Here is a 16,547-nt window from a genome sequence, read left to right on the forward strand (position 1 = left end):
CTGTCAGCGGGATTTTTCTAGATGCACCATAAGGTTTTCCCATTTCTTTCGCTCACCGCTGTTTGGATCATGGACGAGTACGTTCTCGCGATTAAAGATCATGACTGGCCGGTGCTCAAGATTATACGCCCGCCATTCAGGCAGCTTGGGTGCATTCGGATTACCGCTTCTGGCAAACCGTATCCAGGAATGGTGCATCTCTTCCGCTAATTTCTTTCGTTCCTCAGCAGCACCGGTCAACCGCTCGGTTCCGGCTTTTGCAATTGTATTCCAAACGAAGGGAAGCTCCAAACTATGGCAGGCCTTCAGCTCTCCGCTAAAAGCAGGCGTCTCCCAATCAAACCGATACATCCATACCGGCGCTTCCTGCTTTACCTGTAATTCTGAAAGTTTCAATGCCGGGAATGTGAACAGGCTCATGGTCATCAACTTATCGTAAATATCCTGATTCAACTCTTCTCCGTTGAGCAGGTATTGTGAAATCCTCAGCCAATTAAGACCAAATGCATGTTCAAAAATCGAAGAAATCTCTTCCGCGTCTCCATTTTTCCAACGGGAATCAAAAAAGCTGAAAAGCCGGTATTCATCTTTATTTGTACCGATCATCACCGGAATCTCTTTTGCCGATCCTTCTGCTATCGCCTGCTCCGGATGGACGGGGAGCAGATGCCCTTCCACGACGGGAACCAGGCTCATCGCCGGCAATAAAGCAGCGGTATCCACTAATTGCTGGGCAGGAATCTGTCTGATTTTGTCCACTTCACCATGTCCGATTTCCAATGCGGCCAAAAGGCGACTGCTGACTTTTTCTGCAATAGATGAACTAAGGACATTTGCGGCTGCTCCGCTTTGCATGATGGCTTGATGAAACAAGCCTTTCGCTTTCGGCACCGCCATCAGAACGCCGATGCTCATGGCACCTGCGGATTCGCCGAAAACCGTTACACGCTCAGGATCCCCTCCAAATTTCTCGATATTGTCCTGAACCCATTGAAGTGCAGCCATTTGATCCAAAATTCCACAATTGCAGGAACCCGAAAAGTCATCTCCTCCAATGCCGCCAAGATGCAAGAAGCCGAGCGCTCCCAAGCGGTAATTGAATGTTACGATGACAACGTCGCCTTCAGTCGTAAAAGAATGTCCATCGTATAGTTGCCCGGAACCTGCCCCGGCAGTAAAAGCACCTCCGTGAATCCAAACCATGACGGGACGGCGCCGATTGTCGGCTGCTGGCGACCAGACATTCAAGTAAAGGCAATCCTCACTGGTATTGTCTGTCTGATTGCCCAGAAACTCCATAATGCCATTGCTGACTTGTATAGCCGCTGGTCCAAATAGAGTAGCCTCACGCACTTCCGTCCATGGCTCCGGCGGCTGCGGTGCACGAAAACGCAGGTCACCAATAGGCGGTTTTGCATAGGGAATGCCTTTCCAGACGGCGGCATTGCCCTGCTGCTGGCCCCGCACCTTGCCGTAAATACTTTCAACAATGGTTGATGTCATTGTCTTCCCCCTAACTGATGATGCTTTGACCCCTATATTCTACCATTCATCTTCAGGATTAGCCTTGTTTTTTCTGATTATTTAGTTAAATTAAAAAATTAATCTTCCTGAGTACGGTTGGATAAAAAAAAGACCCGGAAACGAGTCCGGGTCTTCATTCTTTAAAACAAACCAACAGCTTTTCCGTCAGCCGTAACATCCATATTCAAAGCGGCAGGCTGTTTTGGAAGACCTGGCATGGTCATGATGTCACCAGTCAGACAAACCAGGAATCCTGCACCCAGCTTGGGGATGATCTCCCGGATGGTAATGGTGAATCCTTCAGGAAGCCCCAATAATTTAGGCTGATCCGATAAGGAGTATTGTGTTTTCGCCATGCAGATCGGCAACGAATCCCAGCCGTACCTCTTCAATTCGACCAGTTGCTTTTGCGCAAAATCCGATAACTGGATGTCCGCTCCACCATAAACTTTTTGAACGATGGTGCGAAGTTTCTCTTCGATTGAATCGTCTTCTTTGTAAAGATGATGGAAATCCGTCGGACGCTGCAACTCCTCTTTGACCAGCTTGGCCAAGACAATGCCACCCTGTCCGCCTTTTGCCCAGACTTCCGTCATGGCAATCGCAACACCTTCTGTTTCCGCCCACTCCAGCACTGTTGCCAACTCCGCTTCACTGTCTCCGGAAAAGCGGTTCAGCGCCACAACCGGCTCGATGCCGAATTGACGGATCGTATCCACATGTTTCGCTAAATTGACCATTCCACGTTTTACAGCATCTGCGTTTTCTTCCGCCAATAGACTTTTGGCCACGCCACCATGCATTTTAAGTGCACGCACAGTCGCCACAATGACAACCGCATCCGGATGGAAGCCGCCTTTTCTCGACTTGATATGCATGAATTTTTCAGCGCCCAAATCCGCTCCGAATCCTGCTTCCGTCACCACAATATCTGCAACTCTTCTTGCTGTGTTCGTCGCAATCAGCGAGTTGCAGCCATGGGCGATGTTCGCAAAGGGACCACCATGGATAATAGCCGGTGTTCCTTCAATTGTCTGGACCAAGTTCGGTTTGAAAGCTTCTTTCAACAATAAAGTCAAAGCCCCTTCCACGCCAAGATCTCTTACGGTGATCGGCTCTCTGTCGTAGGTGTAGCCGATCACCATCTGTGCCAGACGCTCTTTCAAGTCGGCCAAGGAAGTTGCCAAACAAAGAACTGCCATTATTTCCGAAGCGACTGTAATGTCAAAACCATCTTCCCGCGGCACGCCTTGGCCGGGACCTCCAAGTCCGATGGTCACATGGCGCAGCGCTCGGTCATTGATATCGAGCGCACGTTTCCATGTAATGCGGCGCGGATCGATATTCAACAGATTGCCTTGATGGAGATGATTATCAATCAAGGCCGCCAACGCGTTATTCGCTGAAGTGATGGCATGGATGTCTCCCGTGAAATGCAGATTAATATCTTCCATCGGCAGGACCTGTGCAAAGCCACCGCCAGTAGCTCCGCCTTTCACACCCATGACCGGACCTAAAGACGGTTCACGCAGCGCTACTGCCACCGATTCATCCAATTGCTTGAAAGCATCCGCCAACCCTACAGTTACAGTAGACTTCCCTTCTCCAGCAGGCGTCGGGCTGATTGCTGTCACCAGTACCACTTGCCCTAATTTTTGAACAGGCGCCAATCGGTCTACATTGATTTTCGCTTTATAGTTTCCGTATAATTCCAATGCTTCTTTTGAGATGCCTGCCTGTTCTGCTATGTCCAGGATCGGGTGGATCGTCGCTTCGCTTGCAATCGATAAATCTGTAAACGCCATGAAGTAATCCCAACTTTCAATTTTTTTATTTAGTATAACCTGTTTTGCGCTAAAACAAAAAAATAACCGTTTCTCCAAATTTCTGAGAAGCGGTTACTCTATCTACAAAGACTGAAAGAAAGTTTCTAACTGCTGGGTTTCCGCCTTCTATAAAATGCTGAAAATCAACAGCAATTTGGATTCATGCACCGTTAAAAATTCAGAAACGCACATCACCGATGATCATCAGTTCCGGGAAGTCTTCTTCCACAGTTGCCAATAAATCGTTTTCCTCCAAGTGATCATAAAGCTCTTCTTCATCAACTTTTCGGACTGGCTCTAATTCCTCCGTCAACTCATGAAATTTGAGGATGTATTTTTTCTCGCCATTCTTAGTCAGCACATAGACATCCAGCGGTTTGTATCTTTTCACATCTTTCAATTGCTGGTGCTCAAGAATCGATGCGGCATCCAGTTTGTTGAAATGAGTATAGAGAAAGGCTTCCGAGCGTCCTTCCTCTGCTGAAATAAAGCTCATCTTAGCTTGGTGCCGCGTGATGAAGCGTTCGGATAGAGACTGATGAAACGTGATAGTTTCCCATTCCACGTCGTTGCTGTATTTCTCGATAAAACGTTCGGATAGAACCTGATGGCGTGTCACCAAGGTCCAGTCCACCTGGCGGGCATGGCGATGGATCAACGGCATCGGCAAGTACTGGCAGCGGCACAGCTCTGCCCAAGCTAATTTATCCTGATGCTTTTCGATGAACGCGGGCGACAGCCCTTTCGAGTTGGCCAACTGCTGCTTCATCGAGACAAGCTTCCAGTATTCCACCGCATCGAATGGTCTGCTTTCTTTTTCAAACGTCTTTTGCTGTTTTTTGCTCAGCTCTTCTTTAGCGATAGGGTGCCATTTCTTTTTATCTGCAAATTTTTCGATAAAGCCTTCAGAAAGCTTTTGCGCTTTAATGATTTCATCCCAGTACAAGCGGCTTCTGTACTTTCGGATAAAGCCTTCCGATAATTCCTGATGTCCGGAAATCTGTTTCCAATTTACTTGATCGAGATTTTCTTTGATGAATTGCTCCGATAACCGCTCTTCCTGGCAAATCTGGTTCCAGGGAACTGAACGCTTGTCCGTCAGATTTTTCTCTTCCATCAATTCGGTTAAGGAATTGAACATATAAACCACTCTCTCTTTGCTCTTTAATAATGTCTATAGTAACATGCCTCCCCGTGAAAAACCCGCACCCCGGTCGAAACCGAAATGCGGGAAATCATTGTAACTGTTATTGCTTCTCCTGGCCTTCTCTATCTTCAGTATCGTCCTCAATATTCGGGATCCGTCCGCTGTCTGTCATCTCCATGTCTTTTTCCTGTTCCCGCATTTCCTTTTCCAGCTGCTTTTGCTTCAATTCCTCTAAATTTTTATCTCGTGCCATCGTAATCCCTCCTTAATGTCTTCTATTAATTTTCTTATTCCCGGATGGCAAATGTTAAAACTGAAAACCATCCCTCTTCAAAAATTTCATCCTCTTGCTTTTCTTTCTGCAACATTTTATTTTATAGTTGGTTAAAAGGAATACGCAGCGTGCATAAATTCCAAGATCTTTTGTTGGCGCTCAACTTAACGGAAAGGGTGAAAAACATGACTGGCATACAACCCGTTATTTATTGGTCGATCATCGAACATGGCCAGTGGAAGCTATACATTGCGAAAACAGAAAAGGGCTTATGTTACATCGGCTCACCCGGTAAAAGCTTCGAAGAGTTTACGGCCTATCTTCAAAAGCGTTTCCCTTCAGCTTCATTAGAGAAGAATGATCGCTTGTTGGAAGGATATAAACAGGAATTGACTGCATATTTGGAAGGGTCACAGCAGACCTTTTCTTTGCCTGTCGATGTCCAAGGGACTCCTTTTCAGCAACAGACCTGGCGGGCACTAAAAGAGATTCCATACGGACAGACCTTTTCCTATTCCAACATCGCTGAACACATTGGCAGGCCATCAGCCGTCCGTGCAGTAGCCACAGCAATCGGTGCTAATCCGTTGCTCATCACCGTTCCATGCCACCGTGTCATCGGCAAGAACGGCACCATGACCGGCTACAGAGGCGGACTTGACTTCAAACGGTTTTTGCTTGACCTGGAAACCCAAAACCTTAAAGAAGAGTAATGAAAACCCCCACTTCAGCAGCTGAAGTGGGGGTACGTTTTCAATTGGATGCGCCGGAAGAATGAATGCCATACAAGATGAAATCCGTGTACATGGCGGAAAGCTCTTTCACCGATAAGCTGCCTTCCGGATTAAACCATTGGTAGCTCCAATTCGTGATGCCTAAAATGGCAAATGTAATTATTTTTGGCTGCAGCTCTTTTCTAAATTCATTCGCTTCAATGCCTTCTGCCAGCAAGGTTTCGATATTATCCCGAAAAGCTGCCCGTTTCCCCCTGATTATTGCTGCATTTTCTTCTTTTAAATGGCGAATTTCCCGAAAATACACTCGGCCAACTGCTCCCTGTTTTTCGATATCGCCAATGATCAATTCGACCACTGCCATCAATTTATCTTTATGGCTTTTTTCCGTGTCCAGGATAGTATTCTGCCTTCTTAACAGATCGTCGATATAATGGGAATGGATATCCATTAAAAGCGCTTCCTTGCTCTTGAAATGGTAATAAAAAGAGCCTTTTGTTACGCCGATGGTATCGACAATATCTTGTATGGAAGTGGCACTGAATCCTTTCTCTACAAAAAGATTGATGCTTTGTTTGATTAATTCGCTTTTCATGCAGCCCACTGCCTTTCTTAGTCTTAAAAGCCTTGTCGTATTATAACATTTCTTTTGCCTCCATTCATAAATATAAAGCAAAGGGGAGTACAGGCTGTACTCCCCCACATTCGGTGTTATTCACCAACCACTACCAGTTCGCCATCCTCGATGTAAGAAACACGAAGCATCGAGCCAAAGCCCCCGTCTTCTCCCACTTCAGGAATCACATAAACTTGCTTGTCCTCCGGGAGATTCTTGGCGCCCTCGTCCATCGCCGCCATAATGGCCTTTGTATCGTCCACTGATCCGGCTGCTTTCATCGCTTCCGCTAATACATACAAAGAAACGTAATGGAACGCAGACTCCGCACTTGGGTCCCGATCGTTATTTTCTTTGTATTTTTCAACGTATTCAGCAGTACCAGGGAATTCTGAATTGACCAGTGGTGTTGTCGAGATCGCTCCTTCAAGCAAACTATAATCGCCGCCGAGCACCGCAGCCATTTCATCCAGTTTCGCTTGGTCCATAATCAAGAAACCGCCTTCAAACCCAAGGTCGCGTGCCTGCTTTGCTACAAGTGCAGTAGGTTCAGATGGGCCGCCGATAAACATGACATCCGGATTCTGCTCTAAAGCATTCGCAACAATAGTTTGGAAATCCGTGTCTTTGCTGAAATCGATGGATTCATTAAAGACCACTTCTCCGCCTTTTTCTTCCCATACCGGTTGCAGCATTTCAGACCAATCTTTTCCGTATTGGCTCGCAGTTGGAAGAAATGCGATTTTTTCGCCGAAACGTTCCATCTCATATTCAGTAAAAGGTTCTAAATACTGATCATAACGTGGGGGGATGCGGACATTCAAAGAGTTTCCTTGGGCTGTCACTCCTGGCTCGCTCGTGTATCCCATAATCACAAAGTCTTCCATTTCATTAAATACTTGCATGGCATAAATCCCGCCGCTATGGGGACTGTAGATGAACTTTGCATCTTCTTCCTGAACCAGACGTTTGGCGTTGGCCGCAGTCTCGTTCGGCAAGTACTTATCATCCAAAGTGGAAACAGCAAACGTATAATTCTGTCCGTCCACTTCGATTCCGCCTTCTTCGTTGATATCCTCAACAGCCATTTCCAATCCTTTTAAAGTTTCTTCCCCGTATGTTGCAGCGGGGCCACTCAAAGGTCCGCTATAGCCGATGGTGATCTCTCCACCTGAACCGCTCGAGCCGCTCTCCGCTTCCGGTGAAGCATCGTCATTCCCACAAGCTGAAACAATGAAAATCAATAGCAGCAACAATCCGCCAAACAGAATTTTTTTTAATGAGTGCATAAAGTTATCTCCCCTTTTATCTTGATTTTTTATATCAGCAACCCGAGCAGCGGTGTCTCACCTCCTTAAATGCCTATTCTCATCCGTTAAGCTCCGATATAAGCTTTCCGAATCGCATCATTATTGAACAATTCTGCACTGCTGCCTTTCAAAACAACCGTGCCATTTTCGATCACATAGCCGCGGTCAGCAATCTTCAAAGCGGCATTGGCATTTTGTTCTGCGAGCAGCACGGTTGTTCCACTCCTGTTGATTTTTTGGATGATGGAAAACATCTGCTCCACGATTAACGGCGCGAGCCCAATGGAGGGTTCGTCCAGCATGATCAACTTCGGTTTGGACATCAATGCCCGGCCGATCGCAAGCATCTGTTGCTGCCCTCCACTTAAAGAGCCTGCTGAATCATCTTTCTTATCCCTTAAAATTGGAAACAGTTCATAAACTTCTTCCAACGAACTCTTCAATTGTGCTTTTTTGCCGCGATGGACGTAGCCGCCCATCATCAAATTTTGCTGGACTGTCATATCCGGGAACAGCTTTTTTCCTTCCGGGCATTGGACAACGCCGACTTTCACCATTCGGTCAGGCGAATTGCCTTTGACACTCCCTCCTAAAAATTGAATATCGCCTACTGCAGGTTTATTCAGTCCACTAATGGCATTAAAAATCGTACTCTTTCCGGCGCCATTGGCTCCGAGCAACACCACCAATTCACCTTCCTGCACTTCGATGTTGATATTGCTGAGTGCCTGGAATGCTCCGAACCTTACTGTTACGTCAGTTAACTTCAGCAATCGCTTCGCCCCCCAAATAAGCTTCGATGACCACAGGATTATTCTTTATTTCATCAGGCGTACCTTCCGCAATCTTTGCGCCTTGATTCAAGACCATGATTTTATCAGCCATCCCCATGATCATCTGCATCTTGTGTTCGATTGTACAAACCGTAATTCCGCTGGCTGCTATTTTCTTCATCAGCTGCGCCAGCCCGTCTGTTTCTTCCGGATTGATGCCGGCAGCCGGTTCATCGAGGAACATCACTTTCGGACCCGTCGCAAGTGCTAAAGCAATCGCCACCCTTTTTTTCGCTTCTTGGGTGATGGTCGATACCGGCGTATCCGCTAAATGTGCCATTCCGACAAATTCCAAAGACGCCATCGCTATTTCATATGCCTTGTCTTCCTCTTGTTTTTCCCGGCGCGTCCGGAATATCGCATCGAACAAATTCGATTTTGTCCGCAACCGATGCCCCACGATGACATTGTCAATGACAGTCGATTGTTCAAATAAATGTGTGGTCTGAAACGTTCTGGCGATTCCAAGATGAGCACCTTTGTGCACGGGTATTTTCGTAATGTCTTTTCCTTCAAACAAGATACTGCCCGATGTCGGCTTATGAAAACCGTTGATCAAATTAAAGAAAGTGGATTTCCCCGCTCCGTTTGGACCGATGATCGCGGTGATCTTGCCCTCCTCTATTTCAAAATCCACACTGTCGACAGCAGTCAGGCCTCCAAATTTTTTAGTGATTCCTTTCACTTCAATAAACGCCACATTGAACCCCCCTCTATTTTTTTGTAGATTTCGCCGGAACTGGATTGAAATATTTATTGTCCTTCGGTACTTTCTTCTGTTGGAGCTTCGCTTTAATCCGGTAAAAACCGCCGACAATTCCCGTTGGAAAGAAAATGACCATGATGACCAGAATCGGACCAAAGATCAATAGATGGTATTCCTGATAACTTCTCAGGAATTGTTCCAACCAGACAAAAAGCATGGTTCCGACGAGAGGGCCGGAAAGTGTTCCGATCCCTCCGACAATCAAATACATCAAAAAGTTGAAGACCATATTCGTACTTGCAACATCCGGGCCGATAAACCGTGTGAGAGAAGCGTATAAAGCACCTGCCAATCCGGCATAAGCTACTGAGATCACGAACGAAATCAACTTGTTCACTTTTGTATTGATGCCGAGTGTCTGTGCCAGTTCCTCGCTGTTGCGGATTGCAATATACGTTCTGCCTGTCAGGGAGCGGACAATGCGAACCGCGATGAAAATGGACAATAAGAGGAAAAACAGAACCAGATAATACATGGCAGTGGCCGACTCGAAGTTCAAGGGCCCGATTGGATCGGGGATCGGAATGCCGATCAACCCACGGATCCCGCCCGTCAAGCCGTCCCATTTATCGATCAGCAGGTAAATCAGGTAGCCGACGATCAAGGTATAGATAGCGAAAAAATGTTCCTTTGTCCGAAGCGCAATAGCGCCCAGCAACAAGCCTGCCGCACTAGTGATCAAAACCGCCAACAGGAGCGCCAGCCAGAAGTTCATTTCCGTTCGTGTCGTCAAAATCCCCAGTGAATAGGCGCCGATGGCAAAAAATCCAGCATGCGCCAGAGACAGCTGACCCGTAAAACCGGCAATGATATTCATCCCATAGACACTGATCGTGAAAATGAAACCGATGGTCATGACATGCAGCACATAGCGGTTATCTGCATAAATCAGTGGAAATACCAAAGCAAAGACAACCAATAAAGCGATAAGGGTACGGTGATTAAAAATTTTATCCACTTAATAGACCCCCTTTGCGAACAAGCCTTTAGGACGGACGGTCATGATGATGATCAATAATAAAAACGCAATCATGTCTTTGTAATCGTTCGAAATATAAGTTGCACCCATACTTTCAGTCAATCCGAGGACAAGCCCTGCAATGATGGCTCCAGGAATGCTGCCCATCCCTCCAATAATGACAACCACAAAAGCTTTTAAGATGACCAAATGGCCCATTGCCGGGAATACCAGGTTAATAGGAGAAGCGAGAGAAGCAGCAATTGCAGCCAAGGCCCCTGAAATCGCGAATGTCATCATGGCCACTTTATTGGCATTGATGCCGACAAGAAAGGCCCCTTCCCGATTTTGCGCCATCGCCAGAATCGAGGCGCCCATCATGGTTTTTTTCAAAAACAAGGTCAGTAGGAAGACGACAGCCACTGTAACGGCAATCACCAGAATCCGTTGGCTGGTCATCGACACGCCCGCCACAGAAATATTGTTGTCGAACGGCGTCAGCATGCGCAGGTATTCAGTGCCCCACACAAGCTGGACCAGGGCTTCAAAAAACAGCACCAATCCGATGGCGGCGATTTTGTCGTGAATTGGCGGTGAATTTCGGAGCGGATGAAACACCAATCGCTCCATCAGAACCGCCAATACCGCTACAACAACGATCGAGGCGATGATGGCAATAAAATAATGGACGCCCGTGGCTGACATCACCATCAACGTAACGTAGCCACCCACTAAATACAGCGCACCATGCGCGAAGTTCGGGATATGCAAAATGCCGAAAACCAGCGTTAAACCAATAGCGACAAGCGTGTAAACGCTTCCAAGAGTGAGCCCGTTAAAAACCTGCTGCAAAAATAAGTCCATCTTTCTCCCTCCTCTTCCCTATACTTTGGCCAGAATCAGCCGCTAAGAATATTCTTTGCTCAAACGACCCGCGATAATATTTTTCTGGATTTCAGAAGTTCCTTCGTAAATTCGGGTGATTCTTGCATCACGGTAGTAACGTTCGATCGGATAATCGGCGATATAGCCGATGCCTCCGTGGACCTGCAGCGCTTTGTCGGCCACGCGGTTATACACTTCAGAACCGAATAATTTCACCATCGCTGCTTCTTTGATCACTTGCTGCCCCTGGTCGACCATCCATGCCACGCGATACATAAACGACCGCAGCACTTCCACATCCACCGCCATTTCAGAAAGCATATGAGCCACAGCCTGATGCTCAATGATCGGCTTGCCGAATTGCACACGCTCTTTAGCGAATCTGACGGATAAGTCGAGCAAATGCTGGGAAGACCCTAAATTTCTGGCAGCAAGCCCCGCCCGGCCATTCGCCAGTATTTTCAAAGCATTGACGTAACCTTGTCCTTCGCTGCCCAAGACGTTTTCAATGGGCACTTCACAATCTTCCATAATGACTTCCGCAGAATGGGAACCGTGAAGGCCCATCTTTTTCTCAACTGCCCCTACATAGAAACCCGGAAAATTTTTTTCAACAATGAATGAGGTGATCCCTTTCGCACCTTTTTCAGGTTCGGTTACTGCCATCACTGTAAAGACATCCGCTTTTGTGGCGTTGGTAATATAATGCTTGAGGCCGTTCAATATATACTTATCGCCCTTTTTAACGGCAGTCGTTTTCAAATTCGTTGCATGCGATCCGGCTTGTGGCTCGGTCAATGCAAAAGCGCCGAGCCGTTCTCCCGAAGCCATGTCCGGTAAATACTTTCTCTTTTGCTGCTCATTGCCCATTTCAACAATTCCGACAGTCCCTATTCCTGTATGACCTCCGATTAAAGTCGTGTAGCCATTGTGTGTTGCACCGATTTCTTCATAAAGTGCACATTTCCCGACCATATCGATGCCTAGTCCTCCGTATTCTTCCGGAATGCTCAAACCAAATAATCCCATTTCTTTTGATAGTTGGATGATCCGCTCTGGAATTTCATCGTCTTCCTCAATTTGCATCGCCACTTTTTCCACTTCATTTTGGATAAAGAGACGAATATTTCGCTTGAGAAATTGAATATCTTCACTTAAGTTGAAATCCATTTCCATCCCTCTTTTCTTTCACGCTGTGCAACAGCCCTAAACTTTCACCAAAAAACTTTCGAGCATCTCACGGAGCACTGGCGGAATCTTTTCGGTCTGCTGTTTCTGGTAATCAAAGCAGACAATCGCCGCCCGTCCTAAAGCAATCCGTCCACCGGTTTCGTTGTTGGAGATTTCGTGGACCAGTTCAAAGCTCTTAGAACCGATCCGCTCCACTTTTGTCGCAATCGCCAAAGTTTGCCCTGCATACGCCTGCACCAAAAAATCACAGCTTGTGGAAGCGACGATAAAGTCGATATTGCCTCTTTTTTCATTGCCGGTAAAACCGATGGCCTGGAAAAACTTCGAACGCGCCTCTTCCAAATAGATGAAATAACTGATGTTGCTGACATGGCCACCGGCGTCGGTTTCGCAGAATCTGACGTAAACATTAATATCGGGTATCTTCTCCAACGTTCTTACCCCTCCCGTTCAATAATCGTCGCAATGCCTTGTCCGCCGCCGATGCAAGCTGTAATGAGAGCATATCTTCCACCAGAACGCTGTAATTCATAAACCGCTTTGGTCAGCAGAATGGCCCCAGTCGCCCCAAGTGGATGGCCGAGTGCAATCGCCCCTCCGTTTACATTCACCTTATCCATATCCATCTTCAATTCTTTATCGCAGGCAAGCACTTGAGATGCAAAAGCTTCATTGATTTCGATGATATCGATATCAGCTAAAGTCAGCTCCGCTTTCTTCAAAGCTTTTTGTGTTGCCGGAACCGGTCCAATGCCCATAATATTCGGATCAACACCCGCCACAGCCTGAGCCCGTATAACTCCTAAAACATTCAAACCCAGCTCTTCCGCTTTTTCTCTGGACATGATGACTGCAACTGAAGCGGCGTCATTCAAACCTGAACTGCTTCCGGCCGTCACTGTTCCGTTTTCAAGAAAAGCTGGAGGCAATTTTGCCAGTGCTTGCAGGGTTGTTTGGGGACGCGGATGCTCATCTTCTTTAAATTCAATGGACTCCCCTTTGCGAACCGGGATTTGAATGGGCACGATCTGCTCATCAAAACGCCCTTCTTCCATTGCTTGTGCAGCGCGTTTTTGGCTCTCCAATGCAAACCGGTCCTGTTCTTCACGGCTGATGCCGTATTGTTCCGCCAAATTTTCAGCTGTTATGCCCATGGGTGGGTCTCCTATTTCTTTTGGCGATAATTGGGATTTCCGGAATTTTGGCGGTGCCGGGCTATACGCTTTTTCAGGCTTCTCCATTAAATAAGGGGCGCGGCTCATGCTTTCAAGCCCTCCAGCTACAAAGATATCCCCGTCTCCTGCCCAGATGGCTTGCGCTGCAAGATTAATCGCGTTGATGCCGGAGCCGCATTGGCGGTCAATCGTCAATCCAGGCAGCTCTATTCCAAGCCACGTCTCCAATGCCGCCAATCTGGCAATGTTCCCTCCTCCACTCAGGACATTGCCCATAATAATGTCATCTATAACAGCCGCATCGATGCCCGCACGCGCTATTGCCGCTTTGATCACTTCCGCTCCGAAAACATGAGCGGGGACCGACGCTAAAGCACCGCCTTGCCGCCCGATTGCTGTTCTTACTGCCGATACGATCACTGCATCCCTTTCCATGGATCTTCGCCTCCCTTTCATAAAAAAGCCGCTAATTACAACAAGAAAACAAGATCACCTTTCAGCACATCTTTATCGCTTTGATTGACGGCTTGAACCTGGAATATAACCTGCCTCTGTTTCTTTTCAACAACGGTCGCTTTTAACGTAATGACGTCTTCCAGAAAAACCATGCCTTTAAAACGAATGGCATAATCCTGGATAAACCCTTCTTCCAGGTAAGGGGTGAAAATTTTCGCCAGATTCCCCATCGTCCACATGCCATGGGCGATTATCCCGGGTAATCCTGCTCCTTCAGCTTCAGCATCAATGGTGTGGATTGGGTTAAAGTCACCAGAAGCGCCTGCATATTTGATCAAATCCAGACGCGTCACAGGTGCCAATTGAATTGGCGGTAAGCTATCGCCTTCCTGAAAATCCGTTATCCGGTTCATACCGTCATCCCCTTTCTAGCGGCTTCGTTGATGATGACGATGCGTTCTTCTGTAAACAACAATTCACCATCTGCACTTTCCCCTTTTTTTATGACGACCAAAAATCCCATTTCTCCAAAGTTGCCGCTTTTCTCGTAATAATCTTTCACTTCCATCCAGCAATAGACATCTTCTCCGATAAACAGCGGCCGTTCGTAATGGTAAATCTGTTCCCCGTGGATCAAGCCTTTCGACGGGAGATCTAATCCATCGATTTTTCCGGCATCAAAAGTCACCGGAAACGTAGGAGGTGCAATGTTTCGTTTGTACCGCGAAGCAGCACCTGCCTGTTCATCGATATAAATAGGTGCCGGGTCGCCGATCGCCTCAGCGAATTTCCGGACTGCCCCTCTTTCAATCGTATTCTTCACTTTTTCCGAACGTTTCCCAATGCTTTCTTTCAGCATACGTGCACCTCCGTCTTTAGTTTTTCGGTCCGCCAGCTACATATAAGACTTGTCCGCTGACAAACGAGGAACGTTCATCTGCAAAAAAGGCGACCGCATTTGCGATATCTTCCGGTTTTCCGCTTCGGCCGACCGGGATAGCGGAAACACTCGCTTTGATCAATTCTTCAAAAGGGACACCGATGCGTTCAGCAGTCGCTTTCGTCATATCCGTCTCGATAAAACCGGGCGCCACGGCATTCGCTGTGATTCCATATTTTCCAAGTTCGATTGCCAAGGTTTTCGTAAATCCTTGGAGCCCGGCTTTTGCTGTCGCATAATTGGCTTGTCCACGATTGCCAAGTGCGGAAGTTGAGGAAATATTGATGATCCGGCCATATTTGTTTTGGGTCATGTACTGCTGCGCAGCACGTGTCGCATAAAATGCCCCTTTTAAATGGACGTCTGTAACCGTCAGCCAGTCCTCATCGGTCATTTTAAACAGCATATTATCCCGAATGACCCCTGCATTATTAACGAGTACATCAATCGAGCCGAATTTCTCGAATACTTCTTTCATCGCTTGCTCTATTTGTTCTTTGTCGGTGACACTGGCGTTTTTCGTGTAGATGGAATAGCCCTGCCCGTTCATTTCTTCCTGTACTGTCTGAAGCGCCTCTTCGTTGACGTCGATGATTGCTACATTTGCCCCTTCACTTGCAAACCGTTGCGCAATCTGACGGCCGATCCCCCGGCTGCCGCCTGTAACAAACGCTGTTTTTCCTTCAAATGAATTCCCCATTGAGATGCCTCCCTTTTCTCCCATTCGATTAAACCGATTGCCCCACTTTTATGTGGCCTTTCAATAAATTCCTTGAGATGATCATGCGCTGGATTTCATCTGTTCCATCATAAATTCTCCATAATCTCGCTTCACGGTACCAACGTTCAATCGGCAATTCCCTTGTATAGCCCATACCTCCATGAATTTGAAGAACCCGGTCCACAACCCGGTTGCCCATATTCGCCCCATAGAGTTTCGCCATGGACGCAAGATGGCGATTATCTTCCCCTTGGTCCAATGTGAAGGCCGCATTCAACACTAGCCATTTCGCCGCTTCAATTTCCACTGCTGAATCAGCAATCGGCCATTGGATCGCTTGGCGTTCCGCAATCGGCTTGCCGAAGGTTTTGCGGTCTTTTGAATAATCGATGGCCATCTGCAGCAATCGTTCACTCATCCCGACAGCCCGTGCTCCAACCACCCAACGTGCAAAGCCGATCCATTCCAGCCCCAAATTATAGCCGCCGTTGATTTCGCCCAAAATATTCTCTTCCGGCACACGAACGTTGTCGAAAACCAGTCCGGCGGGGCCCCATTCGCCCATCGTATCGATGTATTCGGATTTCCAGCCCATCTCCCGGTCGACGATAAAACAGGTGACACCGGAACGGCCCGTTTGTTGATGCAATTCTTTGTCTGTGATGGCGATCACCATAACAAAGTCAGCTTCATTGCCTCCTGTGATAAAGGTTTTTTCGCCATTCAAGACCCATTCATTGCCGTCTTTGACAGCTGTCATCTTCAAATTTTGAGTATCGGATCCCGCTTCCGGTTCGGTCATTGCAAAACAGGATTTCTTTTCCCCATTGATCGTTGGGATCAAGTATTTCTTTTTTTGTTCCTCATTGCCGTAATAAAGGATGTTGTCGGCAGATCCTCCGAATGTAAAAGGCACGAAAGTTTTCGATACTTCCATCAAAACGATGGCCAGCATCATTTGCCCAAGATTCGATCCCCCGTATTCTTCGGGAGTGTTGATGCCCCAAAAGCCAAAATCCTTTGCTTTTTTCTGCAATTCCTTCATTTTTCCGGGGTCCAGGCTCGGACGCCCTTCCCTTTCATTTTTCAGCACTTCATTTTCCAGCGGAATCAATTCTTTTTCCACAAACCGGCGTATCGTTTTTTGGACCATCGTTTGTTCTTCTGATAAACGTAAATGCATGCTAATCT

Annotated in this window: 18 protein-coding genes; 1 reads left to right on the forward strand and 17 read right to left on the reverse strand. The window is 47.1% G+C overall.

Features of this window, described 5'->3' with window-relative positions; translation table 11 throughout:
• Window positions 1–3: 3 nt before the first annotated feature.
• The 4 genes from K8U60_RS09355 to K8U60_RS09370 all read right to left on the reverse strand — a co-directional run bounded on the left by K8U60_RS09355 (window position 4) and on the right by K8U60_RS09370 (window position 4,750).
• Window positions 4–1,503: a carboxylesterase/lipase family protein gene (locus tag K8U60_RS09355; protein WP_223637540.1), complete on the reverse strand. Its 1,500-nt coding sequence runs from the start codon at window positions 1,501–1,503 to the stop codon at window positions 4–6.
• Between the two features lie 161 nt (window positions 1,504–1,664).
• Entirely contained in the window at window positions 1,665–3,329 is a 1,665-nt protein-coding gene (locus tag K8U60_RS09360; RefSeq protein ID WP_223637543.1) for a formate--tetrahydrofolate ligase, read from the reverse strand.
• Between the two features lie 199 nt (window positions 3,330–3,528).
• Window positions 3,529–4,491, reverse strand: a complete 963-nt coding sequence (locus tag K8U60_RS09365; RefSeq protein ID WP_223637552.1) for a hypothetical protein — start codon at window positions 4,489–4,491, stop codon at window positions 3,529–3,531.
• A 106-nt stretch (window positions 4,492–4,597) separates the two neighbouring features.
• Window positions 4,598–4,750: a hypothetical protein gene (locus K8U60_RS09370; RefSeq protein WP_223637554.1), complete on the reverse strand. Its 153-nt coding sequence runs from the start codon at window positions 4,748–4,750 to the stop codon at window positions 4,598–4,600.
• A 206-nt stretch (window positions 4,751–4,956) separates the two neighbouring features.
• On the opposite strand from K8U60_RS09370, the gene K8U60_RS09375 reads away from it, so the two are divergent.
• Window positions 4,957–5,484, forward strand: coding sequence for a methylated-DNA--[protein]-cysteine S-methyltransferase (locus tag K8U60_RS09375; protein WP_223637556.1), 528 nt, complete (start codon window positions 4,957–4,959; stop codon window positions 5,482–5,484).
• A 40-nt stretch (window positions 5,485–5,524) separates the two neighbouring features.
• Here the strand turns inward: K8U60_RS09375 and K8U60_RS09380 are convergent, their stop codons facing one another.
• The 13 genes from K8U60_RS09380 to K8U60_RS09440 form a co-directional block, all read right to left on the reverse strand.
• Window positions 5,525–6,100 carry a TetR/AcrR family transcriptional regulator gene (locus tag K8U60_RS09380; RefSeq protein WP_223637558.1) on the reverse strand — a complete coding sequence of 192 codons (576 nt, stop codon included), beginning with the start codon at window positions 6,098–6,100 and terminating at the stop codon, window positions 5,525–5,527.
• A gap of 116 nt (window positions 6,101–6,216) precedes the next feature.
• A complete protein-coding gene (locus tag K8U60_RS09385) occupies window positions 6,217–7,410 on the reverse strand; it encodes an ABC transporter substrate-binding protein (RefSeq protein WP_223637560.1) in 1,194 nt (397 codons plus the stop codon).
• An 86-nt stretch (window positions 7,411–7,496) separates the two neighbouring features.
• Window positions 7,497–8,204: an ABC transporter ATP-binding protein gene (locus K8U60_RS09390; RefSeq protein ID WP_223637562.1), complete on the reverse strand. Its 708-nt coding sequence runs from the start codon at window positions 8,202–8,204 to the stop codon at window positions 7,497–7,499.
• Window positions 8,188–8,964 carry an ABC transporter ATP-binding protein gene (locus K8U60_RS09395; RefSeq protein ID WP_223637564.1) on the reverse strand — a complete coding sequence of 259 codons (777 nt, stop codon included), beginning with the start codon at window positions 8,962–8,964 and terminating at the stop codon, window positions 8,188–8,190. Before K8U60_RS09395 ends, K8U60_RS09390 begins: the two co-directional genes overlap by 17 nt.
• Before the next feature lie 13 nt (window positions 8,965–8,977).
• The gene (locus tag K8U60_RS09400; protein ID WP_223637567.1) at window positions 8,978–9,988 is read right to left on the reverse strand and encodes a branched-chain amino acid ABC transporter permease; all 1,011 of its coding nucleotides are present in this window, start codon (window positions 9,986–9,988) and stop codon (window positions 8,978–8,980) included.
• Window positions 9,989–10,852: a branched-chain amino acid ABC transporter permease gene (locus K8U60_RS09405; RefSeq protein ID WP_223637570.1), complete on the reverse strand. Its 864-nt coding sequence runs from the start codon at window positions 10,850–10,852 to the stop codon at window positions 9,989–9,991. It abuts the gene before it with no gap.
• A 42-nt stretch (window positions 10,853–10,894) separates the two neighbouring features.
• The gene (locus K8U60_RS09410) at window positions 10,895–12,043 is read right to left on the reverse strand and encodes an acyl-CoA dehydrogenase family protein (protein ID WP_223637573.1); all 1,149 of its coding nucleotides are present in this window, start codon (window positions 12,041–12,043) and stop codon (window positions 10,895–10,897) included.
• Window positions 12,044–12,079: 36 nt separating this feature from the next.
• On the reverse strand, window positions 12,080–12,496 hold the full coding sequence (locus K8U60_RS09415; RefSeq protein WP_223637576.1) for an acyl-CoA thioesterase: 417 nt from the start codon (window positions 12,494–12,496) through the stop codon (window positions 12,080–12,082).
• Window positions 12,497–12,501: 5 nt separating this feature from the next.
• Window positions 12,502–13,674, reverse strand: coding sequence for a thiolase family protein (locus K8U60_RS09420; protein ID WP_223637579.1), 1,173 nt, complete (start codon window positions 13,672–13,674; stop codon window positions 12,502–12,504).
• A 35-nt stretch (window positions 13,675–13,709) separates the two neighbouring features.
• Complete coding sequence (locus tag K8U60_RS09425) at window positions 13,710–14,108, reverse strand: MaoC/PaaZ C-terminal domain-containing protein (protein WP_223637581.1); 399 nt, start codon at window positions 14,106–14,108, stop codon at window positions 13,710–13,712.
• On the reverse strand, window positions 14,105–14,554 hold the full coding sequence (locus K8U60_RS09430) for a MaoC family dehydratase N-terminal domain-containing protein (protein ID WP_223637583.1): 450 nt from the start codon (window positions 14,552–14,554) through the stop codon (window positions 14,105–14,107). The genes K8U60_RS09425 and K8U60_RS09430 overlap by 4 nt, the downstream gene beginning before the upstream one ends.
• A 16-nt stretch (window positions 14,555–14,570) precedes the next feature.
• Entirely contained in the window at window positions 14,571–15,335 is a 765-nt protein-coding gene (gene fabG / locus K8U60_RS09435) for a 3-oxoacyl-ACP reductase FabG (protein WP_223637585.1), read from the reverse strand.
• Between the two features lie 28 nt (window positions 15,336–15,363).
• Complete coding sequence (locus tag K8U60_RS09440; RefSeq protein WP_223637587.1) at window positions 15,364–16,539, reverse strand: acyl-CoA dehydrogenase family protein; 1,176 nt, start codon at window positions 16,537–16,539, stop codon at window positions 15,364–15,366.
• Between the last annotated feature and the right edge of the window lie 8 nt (window positions 16,540–16,547).

It is taken from the genome of Planococcus circulans, from assembly GCF_020023385.1.
Taxonomy (GTDB): Bacteria; Bacillota; Bacilli; order Bacillales_A; family Planococcaceae; genus Planococcus.